This is a genomic window from Cellulomonas algicola (assembly GCF_003851725.1).
Taxonomy (GTDB): Bacteria; Actinomycetota; Actinomycetes; order Actinomycetales; family Cellulomonadaceae; genus Cellulomonas; species Cellulomonas algicola.
Genome location: NZ_BHYL01000244.1, coordinates 1 through 9,945, shown reverse-complemented (window position 1 = coordinate 9,945; position 9,945 = coordinate 1). Strand labels below are relative to the sequence as shown.

6 protein-coding genes are annotated in these 9,945 nt (G+C 74.4%); 5 read left to right on the top strand and 1 reads right to left on the bottom strand.

Going from position 1 to position 9,945, the window contains the following annotated elements; all coding sequences use genetic code 11:
- Nucleotides 1–2,055: glycosyl hydrolase family 95 catalytic domain-containing protein (locus CTKZ_RS15065; RefSeq protein WP_124343709.1), on the top strand; the 2,055-nt coding region annotated here is incomplete at its 5' end.
- A 50-nt stretch (nucleotides 2,056–2,105) separates the two neighbouring features.
- Here the strand turns inward: CTKZ_RS15065 and CTKZ_RS15060 are convergent.
- Complete coding sequence (locus CTKZ_RS15060) at nucleotides 2,106–3,110, bottom strand: LacI family DNA-binding transcriptional regulator (protein WP_124343708.1); 1,005 nt, start codon at nucleotides 3,108–3,110, stop codon at nucleotides 2,106–2,108.
- A 230-nt stretch (nucleotides 3,111–3,340) separates the two neighbouring features.
- Between CTKZ_RS15060 and CTKZ_RS15055 the strand changes: the two genes are divergently transcribed.
- The 4 genes from CTKZ_RS15055 to CTKZ_RS15040 all read left to right on the top strand — a co-directional run bounded on the left by CTKZ_RS15055 (nucleotide 3,341) and on the right by CTKZ_RS15040 (nucleotide 9,792).
- Nucleotides 3,341–5,362: a beta-galactosidase gene (locus tag CTKZ_RS15055; protein WP_124343707.1), complete on the top strand. Its 2,022-nt coding sequence runs from the start codon at nucleotides 3,341–3,343 to the stop codon at nucleotides 5,360–5,362.
- Nucleotides 5,359–7,641: an alpha-xylosidase gene (gene yicI / locus CTKZ_RS15050; RefSeq protein WP_124343706.1), complete on the top strand. Its 2,283-nt coding sequence runs from the start codon at nucleotides 5,359–5,361 to the stop codon at nucleotides 7,639–7,641. Before CTKZ_RS15055 ends, yicI begins: the two co-directional genes overlap by 4 nt.
- A 228-nt stretch (nucleotides 7,642–7,869) precedes the next feature.
- Nucleotides 7,870–9,324, top strand: a complete 1,455-nt coding sequence (locus tag CTKZ_RS15045) for a glycoside hydrolase family 1 protein (protein ID WP_124343705.1) — start codon at nucleotides 7,870–7,872, stop codon at nucleotides 9,322–9,324.
- 162 nt (nucleotides 9,325–9,486) lie between these two features.
- On the top strand, nucleotides 9,487–9,792 hold the full coding sequence (locus CTKZ_RS15040; protein ID WP_124343704.1) for an Rv1322 family protein: 306 nt from the start codon (nucleotides 9,487–9,489) through the stop codon (nucleotides 9,790–9,792).
- The last annotated feature ends 153 nt before the right edge of the window (nucleotides 9,793–9,945 follow it).

Sequence of the window (9,945 nt, the reverse complement as noted above, 5' to 3'; positions counted from 1 at the left end):
CCCGAGCACGCGCCCGCGGCGGCTGCACCCAGGACCGCGCAGGTCCGGCGTCCCGACGACTCCCCGCGGACGCTGGACCTGCGCGACGGCACGGTCGTCGAGGACGTCCCGGTCGGCATCGGGTCGGTCGTGGTCGAGTGGTACGCGAGCGCGGTCGACGGTGCGCTGCACGGCCGGTGGTCGTCGGACGTGCCGTTCGGGCTGCGTGTCGAGCTGTCGACCGGGCACGACGTGCGCGCCGACCACCACGCGCCGGGCGGCCGGGTGCTCGTCCTCGAGCTGCCCGACGACGTCCCGCCGGGGCACGAGCCGCAGGCGTCGACGCTGCGCACGGGCGACGGAGCGTCGCTCACCGGGGTCGCCGCGCTGCTCGCGTGCAGCGACGGCGAGGTCGCGGGGTCGTCGTCGGCGCTGCGGGTGTCGGGTGCGACGTGGGTCGAGGTCGTGCTCGCGTCGGGCACGACGTCGCCGTGGCCGTCCGACGGACCGCTCCGCCCCCGGGAGGAGGTGGTCGCGGACGTCCTCGCGTGCGCGCGCCAGGCGCTGCCCGGCAGCCGGGCCGACGGCGACGCGTGCCGCGCCCGGCACGTCGCGGACCACCGCCGCCTGCTCGACGCGTGCACGCTCGACCTCACGGGCGCGGACGTCCACCTGCGTCTGCCCGACGCGATCGCGTCGACGACGCACGCCGCGCTCGCGCAGGCGGTGTTCGACCACGGCCGCTACCTGCTGGTCGCGTCGTCGCGGCCGGGCTCGCCGCCCGCGAACCTCCAGGGGGTGTGGAACGCCGAGGCGAGGCCGCCGTGGTCGAGCGCGTACACGCTGAACGTGAACCTCGAGATGGCGTACTGGGGCGCGGAGGCGGTCGGGCTCGCCGAGTGCCACGAGCCGCTGCTGGACCACGTGGGCCTGATCGCCCGGCGGGGCGCGGCGGTCGCCCGGGACCTGTACGGCTGCGGGGGCTGGGTCGCGCACCACAACAGCGACGCGTGGGGCTGGGCGCTGCCCGTCGGCGCCGGTCACGGCGACCCGTCGTGGGCGCAGTGGTCGATGGGCGGCGTGTGGCTGTGCCGGCACCTGTGGGACCACGCCGACCTGACGGGCGACCTCGGCTTCCTGCGCGAGCGGGCGTGGCCGCTGCTGCACGGCGCCGCGGAGTTCTGCCTGGACTGGCTGGTCGAGGCGCCCGACGGCCGGCTCACCACGTCGCCGTCGACGTCGCCCGAGAACACGTTCGTCCGCCCCGACGGGGGCGCGGGCGCGCTGACGACGGGCGCGACGATGGACCTCGTCCTGGTCCGCGACCTGCTGGAGCGCTGTCTCGACGCCGTCGCGCTGCTCGACCTGGACGACCCGATCGAGCCCCGGCTGCGCTCCGCGCTGCACCGGCTGGCTCTCCCGGGCGTCGGTCCGGACGGCCTGCTGCGCGAGTGGTCGCACGACGCCCCGGCGGTCGACCCGCACCACCGCCACCTGTCGCACCTCGTCGGCCTCTTCCCGCTCGCGCAGGTCGACGTCGTCGACACCCCGGACCTCGCCACGGCCGCGCGCGCGTCGCTCGACGCCCGCGGTCCCGGCTCGACGGGCTGGTCGCTCGCGTGGAAGACGGCGCTGCGCGCCCGGCTCGGGGACGGCGAGGCGGTCGGTGCGCTGCTCGTGGAGGCGATGCAGCCCGCGGACCCGTCGTCGGCGGAGCCGGAGCGCGGCGGCCTGCTGCCGAACCTGTTCTCGACGCACCCGCCGTTCCAGGTGGACGGCAACCTGGGGCTGGTCGCCGCGGTCGCGGAGGCGCTGGTCCAGTCGACTGCGGGACGCGTGCGTCTGCTCCCGGCGCTGCCGCCGCAGTGGCCGGACGGGTCGGTGCGGGGTGTGCGCGGGCGCGGCGGCCTGGTGGTCGACGTGACGTGGTCCGGCGGTGCGCTGCGTGGCGTCGTGCTGCGCGCGGGTCGCGGGGGCACCCTGGAGGTGGTGCACGCCGACCGGACGCGGACCCTGACGCTGCACGCGGGTGCGACGGTCCGGCTCGACGGGGACCTGACGGAGGTGCCCGCGTGACCGACGGGACGCGACGGGGACCGGACGTGCCGGGCCTGCGGCCGCAGCGGTCAGGCGGGTGCGGCGCAGCTCCCGCGCTCGTTGAAGGCCGGCGACAGCAGCCGCGTCTCGGCGGCCTTCTTCTGGTCGAGCCGCTCGATCGTCATCTCGACCGCGGTGCGGCCGATCTCCTCGGCGGGGACGTCGATCGCGGACAGGGGGAGGGCCAGGTGCTCGGCGAGGCTGGACGGCGCGACGGCGAGCACGGAGACGTCGCCGGGCACGGACCGGTTGCTGCGCGCGAGCGCGGCGAGGACGCCGGGAAGCGCGGCCTCGTTGTGCACGACGAGCGCGGTGAGGTCGTCGAGCTCGGCGAACGCGCGCTCGACGGCAGCCTCGGCGCCGGGGTAGGAGGCCTCGGTCGGCACGACGGTGTGCCGCACGCCGGCGGGCCCGGCCTGGGAGCGGAAGCCGTCGACGATGCGCACCGCGTAGTTGGCGCTGCGGGCGAGCGCGGCGGACGGCGCCCCGAGCAGCGCGATGCTGCGGTGGCCGTGGTCGACGAGGTGCCGGACGGCGAGCCGGCCGGCGGCGGCGAAGTCGAGGTCGACGCACGACAGCCCGTGCGGGTCGCTGGGCACGCCGATGAGGACGGACGGCTGGCGGAGCCCGGCGAGCACGGGCAGGCGCGGGTCGAGCGTCTCGATGTCCATGAGGATGAGCGCGTCGACCATGCTGCCGTTGGCGAGCCGCTGGACGCCGTTGACGTCGTCCTGGGTGAGGACGAGGACGTCGTGGTCGAAGTCGCGGGCGCGCGTGATGACGCCGGAGACGACCTCCATGACGATCGCGACGTTCGCCTCGAGGGCGCGCAGCGGGACGACGAGCCCGAGGACGTTGGTGCGGCTCGACGCGAGCGCCCGGGCGCCGGCGTGCGGGCTGAACCCGAGGTCGCGGATCGCCTTCTCGACGCGGTGCCGGGTCGCGAGGGAGATCGGGCGCTTGCCGGAGAGCACGTAGCTCACGGTCGAGGACGAGACACCCGCTGCCTTCGCGACGTCGGCGATCGTGGCCATGCGGGGAGTGTAGCGGTACAGCGCCGCACGCCGAGCCGTTCGACGACGCGTCCTCGACTAAACGCTTCGACACCGACTATCGCAACTACCCACCCGTCAACCCGGGGGAATGGACACGTAACGTCGGCAGCGGCTAGCGTCCGATGCGGCTTCGGTGTTGAAGCGCTTCGACGATCGACGCAGGGACCGGCGCACCGCGTCGCCCGGACGGCGGCACGGGGGAGGGTGGCATGACGGGTCTGGACGCGCTCACCGCGGCCCACGGCGTCCTCTACGGCGGCGACTGGAACCCCGAGCAGTGGACGCCCGACGTGTGGCGCGAGGACGTCGCGCTCATGTGCGCGGCCGGCGTCAACCTCGTCTCCGTCGGGATCTTCTCGTGGGCGACGCTCGAGCCCGAGCCCGGCCGCTTCGAGACCGCGTGGCTCGACGAGGTCCTCGACCTCCTGCACGGTGCGGGCATCGCCGTCGACCTCGCGACCCCCACCGCGTCGCCCCCGCCCTGGCTCGCGCACCGCCACCCGGAGACGTCGGCCGTCGACGCCCAGGGCGTGCGGATGAGCGTCGGCTCGCGCAACCACTTCTGCCCGGGCTCGCCGGTGTACCGCGACCACGTCGCCGCGGTCGTCCGGCACCTCGTCGACCGGTACGCCGACCACCCCGCCGTCGCGATGTGGCACGTCGGCAACGAGCTCGGCCAGACGTGCTGGTGCGACCTGTGCGCCGAGCGCCTGCGCACGTGGCTGCGGAGGCGGTACGGCGACGTCGACGCGCTCAACGCCGCGTGGGCGACCGCGTTCTGGAGCCAGCGGTACTCGTGCTTCGACGAGATCGTCCCGCCGCGCGCCGCCCCGTACCTGCACAACCCCGCCGCCGAGCTCGACTTCCGCCGGTTCACGTCCGACCAGCTCCGGGACGTCTACCGCCTCCAGGCGGCGATCATCCGCGAGCGCTCCGACGCGCCCGTGACCACGAACGTCATGAACTTCTTCCCCGGCGTGGACCAGCACGCGTGGGCCGACGACGTCGACGTCGTCGCCGACGACTGCTACACCGACCCGGCGGACGCGTCGTCGCCCGCCCGCGCCGCCCTGGCCCACGACCTCGTCCGCGGCGTCCGGCGGGGGCAGCCCTGGCTGCTCATGGAGCAGGCGGCCGGCGCCGTGAACTGGCGCGCGCACAACGTCCCGAAGAGCACGGGCGCGATGGTCCTCGACTCGCTGCGCGCGGTCGCGCACGGCGCGGACGGCGTCTGCTACTTCCAGTGGCGCGCGTCGACGGGCGGCGCCGAGCGCTTCCACTCGGCGATGGTGCCGCACGCCGGTCCGGACACCGACCTGCACCGCGCGGTCCGGGCACAGGGCGCGCTGCTGCAGCGGCTGCGCCCGGTCGTCGGCACGCGGGTCGACGCGCGCGTCGCGCTCGTCTTCGACTGGCCCTCGTGGTGGGCGGGCGAGCTCCTGCCCGCGCGCCCGTCGATGCGCCTCGACGTGCTCGGCCAGCTCGCGGCGTACCACGAGCCGCTCTGGCGGGCCGGGATCGCGACCGACGTCGTGCCGCCGTCGGCGGACCTCGACGGCTACGACCTCGTGATCGTGCCGTCGCTGCACGCGGTCACCGACGCGGACGCGGCGAACGTCGCGCGCGTCCCCGAGCGCGGGGGCGTGCTGCTGGTCGGCCCGTTCAGCGCGGTCGCCGACGAGCACGCGCGCGTCCGTCGCGGGCGCTTCCCGGTCCCGTGGGCGGACGTCCTGGGAGCGTCGGGGGAGGACTGGCGCCCGCTGGAGGACGAGGGGGTCGTCGTCGCGTCGGACCGGTACGGCGACTTCGTCGCGACGACGTGGTCCGAGCACGTCCGCAGCGACGGCGCCGCGGTGCTCGCGACGTACGCCGACGGCGACCTCGCGGGCCGCCCCGCGCTGACCCGCCGCACGCACGGCGCAGGTGACGACGCCGGCCAGGCCTGGTACGTGACGACCGTCCCGCCGCGCGACGTGCTCGCGGCGGTCGTCGCCGACTGCGTCGCGGCCGCGGGCGTGACCGCCCCGCTGTCGGACGTGCCCGAGGGCGTCGAGATCGCACGCCGCGGCGACGTGCTGTTCGTGCTCAACCGGTCCCGCGCGAAGCAGACGGTCCGTCTGCCGGCCGCCGCGACCGACCTGCTCACCGGCGACGCCGTCGCCGACGAGCTCCTCCTGCCCGCCGAGGGCGCCGCAGCCCTGCACCTCGCACCGACCGAGAGGACACGATGAAGTTCACCGACGGGTACTGGCTCCCGCAGCCCGGGACGACCATCCTGCGGCCGCGCGACGTCGCCGACGTCCAGGTCGGCGACGACACCCTCACCGTGTGGTCCTCCACGGCACCGCTGACGTCGCGGGGGGACACGCTCAACCGCCCGCTCGTCACGGTGACGTTCTCGTCGCCCATGGACGACGTGGTCGGCGTGCGCATCGAGCACTTCCAGGGCGGTGTCGACCGCGGCCCGCACTTCGGCCTCGCGACGCAGCCGGCCGGGGTCAAGGTCGAGCCCGCCGACGCGGACGGGATCGCGACGTTCACCGCGGGCGCGCTGACGGCCCGCGTCCGCACGCGCGGCGAGTGGAGCGTGCAGTTCGAGGGCGACGGGCGGCACCTCACGGCGTCGACCCCCCGCAGCATCGGCGTCGTCACCGACGCCCGCGGCGACCACTACGTGCACGAGCAGCTCACGCTCGGCGTGGGCGAGCACGTCTACGGCCTGGGGGAGCGGTTCGGCGCGTTCGTGAAGAACGGCCAGAGCGTCGACATCTGGAACGCCGACGGCGGCACCGCGAGCGAGCAGGCGTACAAGAACGTGCCGTTCTACCTGTCCGACCAGGGCTACGGCGTCTTCGTCGACCACCCGGGCCTCGTGTCGTACGAGGTCGGCACCGAGGTCGTGTCGCGCACGCAGTTCTCCGTCGCGGGCGAGTCGCTGCAGTACTACGTCATCTACGGGCCGACGCCCAAGGACGTGCTGCGTCGCTACACGGCGCTGACCGGCCGTCCCGCGCGCGTGCCCGACTGGTCGTACGGCCTGTGGCTCTCGACGTCGTTCACGACGTCCTACGACGAGGCGACCGTGACGAGCTTCGTCGACGGCATGGCCGAGCGCGGCATCCCGCTGTCGGTGTTCCACTTCGACTGCTTCTGGATGCGCGAGTTCCACTGGAGCGACTTCACGTGGGACCCGGCGACGTTCCCGGACCCGGAGGGCATGCTCGCGCGGCTCAAGGCCAAGGGCCTGCGGATCTGCGTCTGGATCAACCCGTACATCGCGCAGCGCTCGCGGCTGTTCGCGGAGGGGCGCGAGCGCGGGTTCCTGGTGAAGCGCGCCGACGGCTCCGTCTGGCAGACCGACCTGTGGCAGGCCGGCATGGGCCTGGTCGACTTCACCAACCCCGACGCGGTGCGCTGGTACACCGAGGAGCTGCGCACGCTGCTCGGGCAGGGCGTCGACTGCTTCAAGACGGACTTCGGCGAGCGGATCCCAACGGACGTCGTGTGGCACGACGGCACCGACCCGGAGCGGATGCACAACTACTACACGTACCTCTACAACAAGGCGGTCTGGGACCTGCTCGTGGAGGAGCGCGGCGAGGGCGAGGCGGTGCTGTTCGCGCGGTCGGCGACCGTCGGCGGCCAGCAGTTCCCGGTGCACTGGGGCGGCGACTCGGAGTCGACGTTCGCGTCGATGGCCGAGTCGCTGCGCGGCGGCCTGTCGCTCGCGCTGTCGGGCTTCGGCTACTGGAGCCACGACATCGGCGGGTTCGAGGGCACGCCAGACCCGGCCGTGTTCAAGCGGTGGCTCGCGTTCGGCCTGCTGTCGTCGCACAGCCGCCTGCACGGCTCGAGCTCGTACCGGGTGCCGTGGGCGTTCGACGACGAGGCCGTCGACGTGGCGCGCGACTTCACGCGGCTCAAGCTGCGCCTCATGCCCTACCTCGCGCAGGCGGGCGTCGAGGCGCACGAGCAGGGCGTGCCGGTGATGCGCCCGATGGTGCTCGAGTTCCCCCACGACCGCGGCGCGCGGACCGTCGACACGCAGTACATGCTCGGCTCGGACCTGCTCGTGGCCCCCGTGTTCTCCGCGGACGGCGAGGTCGACGTGTACGTGCCGGACGGCACGTGGACGTCTCTGCTGTCGGGCGAGCAGGTCACCGGCCCGCGGTGGGTGCGCGAGCGGCACGGGTTCGACTCGCTGCCGCTGTACGTCCGCCCGGGCGGCGTGGTGCCGCTCGCGGCGCGCGACGAGCGCCCCGACGACGACTGGCTGGACGGTCTGACGCTGCGCGTCTTCGGGCTGCCGGACGGTCACCGGTCGGTCACGCGCGTCCCGTCGGCGGGCGGCGACGCCGAGTTCGAGGTCAGCCGGCAGGGCGGCACGGTGCGCGTCGAGGCGCGCGGCACGTCGTCGCCCTGGTCGGTGCAGGTCGCGCCGTCCGTGGACGGTCCGGGCGGGACGGCGCACGCCGTCGCCGGCCAGGCCGTCGTCGAGCTGACGGTGTGAGCCCGGCGTGGGCGACCGGTTCCAGCAGGCCGGTCGCCCACGTCGTCGCAGGTGGCACCTGCCGAGGGCCTTACCGGTCAAGTAGAGTGCCGACGAGGGGTCGCGGGAGCGGTCCCAGCGTGTGTATCGTATCGTTTCGACACCTCCCGACGGCGGAGGGTGCCGCACCCGGGACGCAGCAGTCCCCGCCCTCGCCCGTCCCGATGAACCCGAACGCGAAGGACCTCCATGACCGCGACGCGCCCCTCCGGCCGCCAGTTCTCCGACGACTTCCTCTGGGGCTCCGCCACGGCCTCGTACCAGATCGAGGGCGCGTACGACGAGGACGGCCGCGGCCCGTCGATCTGGGACACCTTCTCCCGCACGCCGGGCAAGGTCCTCAACGGCGACACGGGTGACGTCGCGGTGGACCACTACCACCGCGTCGCGCAGGACGTCGCGATCATGCAGGGCCTCGGCCTGCAGGCCTACCGGTTCTCGATCGCGTGGCCGCGCATCCAGCCGACCGGCTCGGGCGAGTTCAACCAGGCCGGCCTCGACTTCTACTCCGACCTCGTCGACCGGCTGATCGCCGCCGGCATCAAGCCCGTCGCGACGCTGTACCACTGGGACCTCCCGCAGCCCCTCGAGGACGAGGGCGGCTGGGCGAACCGCGAGACCGCATACCGGTTCGCCGACTACGCCCGCAAGCTCGCCGAGGTGCTCGGCGACCGCGTCCACCTGTGGACCACGCTCAACGAGCCGTGGTGCTCCGCGTTCCTCGGCTACGCGTCCGGCGTGCACGCCCCCGGCGTGACCGACGACGTCGCGGCGCTCACGGCCGTGCACCACCTCAACCTCGGCCACGGCCTCGCCGGCCGCGCGATCCGCGAGGTCCTCGGCGAGGACGCCCCGATCTCCATCACGCTCAACCTGCACGTCACGCGCGCCGCGACGGAATCGGCCGACGACGTCGAGGCCAAGCGCCGCATCGACACGATCGCGAACGAGGTCTTCCTCGGCCCGCTGCTCGACGGCGAGTACCCCAAGGAGGTGTTCGCGGACACCGCGCACCTCACCGACTGGTCCTTCGTGCAGGAGGGCGACCTCGAGCTCATCCGCATCCCGCTGACGGTGCTCGGCGTCAACTACTACTCGACGGGTCGCGTCAAGAAGGGCACCGGCGTCGGCGCCGACCCGGGCAAGCCCGGCCCCGACGGGCACCGCGCCTCCGAGCACTCCTCGTGGGTCGGCGCCGACGAGGTCGAGTGGCTGCCCCAGCCCGGCCCGCACACCGCGATGGGCTGGAACCAGGAGCCCCAGGGCCTCGTCGACCTGCTCCTCGAGCTTCGTGACCGCTACCCGAGCCAGCCGCTCGCGATCACCGAGAACGGCGCCGCGTTCTACGACACGGTGTCGGAGGACGGCCGCGTGCACGACGCCGAGCGCGTCGCCTACCTGCACGACCACATCGACGCCGTCGGTGAGGCCATCGAGAAGGGCGCCGACGTGCGCGGCTACTTCGTGTGGTCGCTGCTCGACAACTTCGAGTGGGCGTACGGCTACGACCGCCGCTTCGGCGTCGTCCGCGTCGACTACGACACGCAGGAGCGCATCGTGAAGGACTCGGGCCTCTGGTACCGCGAGCTCCTGCGCACCCGCACGATCGCGCCCGTCGAGTCGGCCACCGCGATCCAGCCCTGACACGCGCGTACCGGACGGCCCGCCCTCGCTCGGGGCGGGCCGTCCGTCGTCCCGGGCTCGGCGCAGCCGGCGACGTGCGCGGGCGTCGCCACGCAGCAGGGCCCCGACGCGCCCTCCGCGGCACGGCCCGCGCGACTCACGGACGCGGGAGAGGATGGACGCATGCCCCGCAGCCGACGCTCGACGAAGCGCCCCTACGGCGCCGAGCACGTCGACCTCGACCTCGACCGCGCGACCGGCGGGCGCCGGTCCGAGAGCGCGGCCGACGGCGAGTGGGTCGTCCAGCAGGTCCGTGGCTCCGACCGCGAGTACCGATGCCCCGGGTGCGACCAGGTCGTCGCAGCCGGCACCGCGCACGTCGTCGCGTGGCGGTCCGACGGGCTGTTCGGCGAGGCCGTCGACGACCGGCGGCACTGGCACGCGTCGTGCTGGCAGGCCCGCGCGCGGCGCCGCCCGACGCGCCGCTAGGGTGCGGCCGATGAGCACCACCGCCGACGACGGCACCTCGCGCGCCTCCGGCACCCGCCGCGCCCGGACCGCCCCCGACGACGGCACCCCCACGCGGGCGACCGCACCGCGCGAGGACGCGCCGCCGACCGGGCGTCGCCCCCTGCCGAGCGC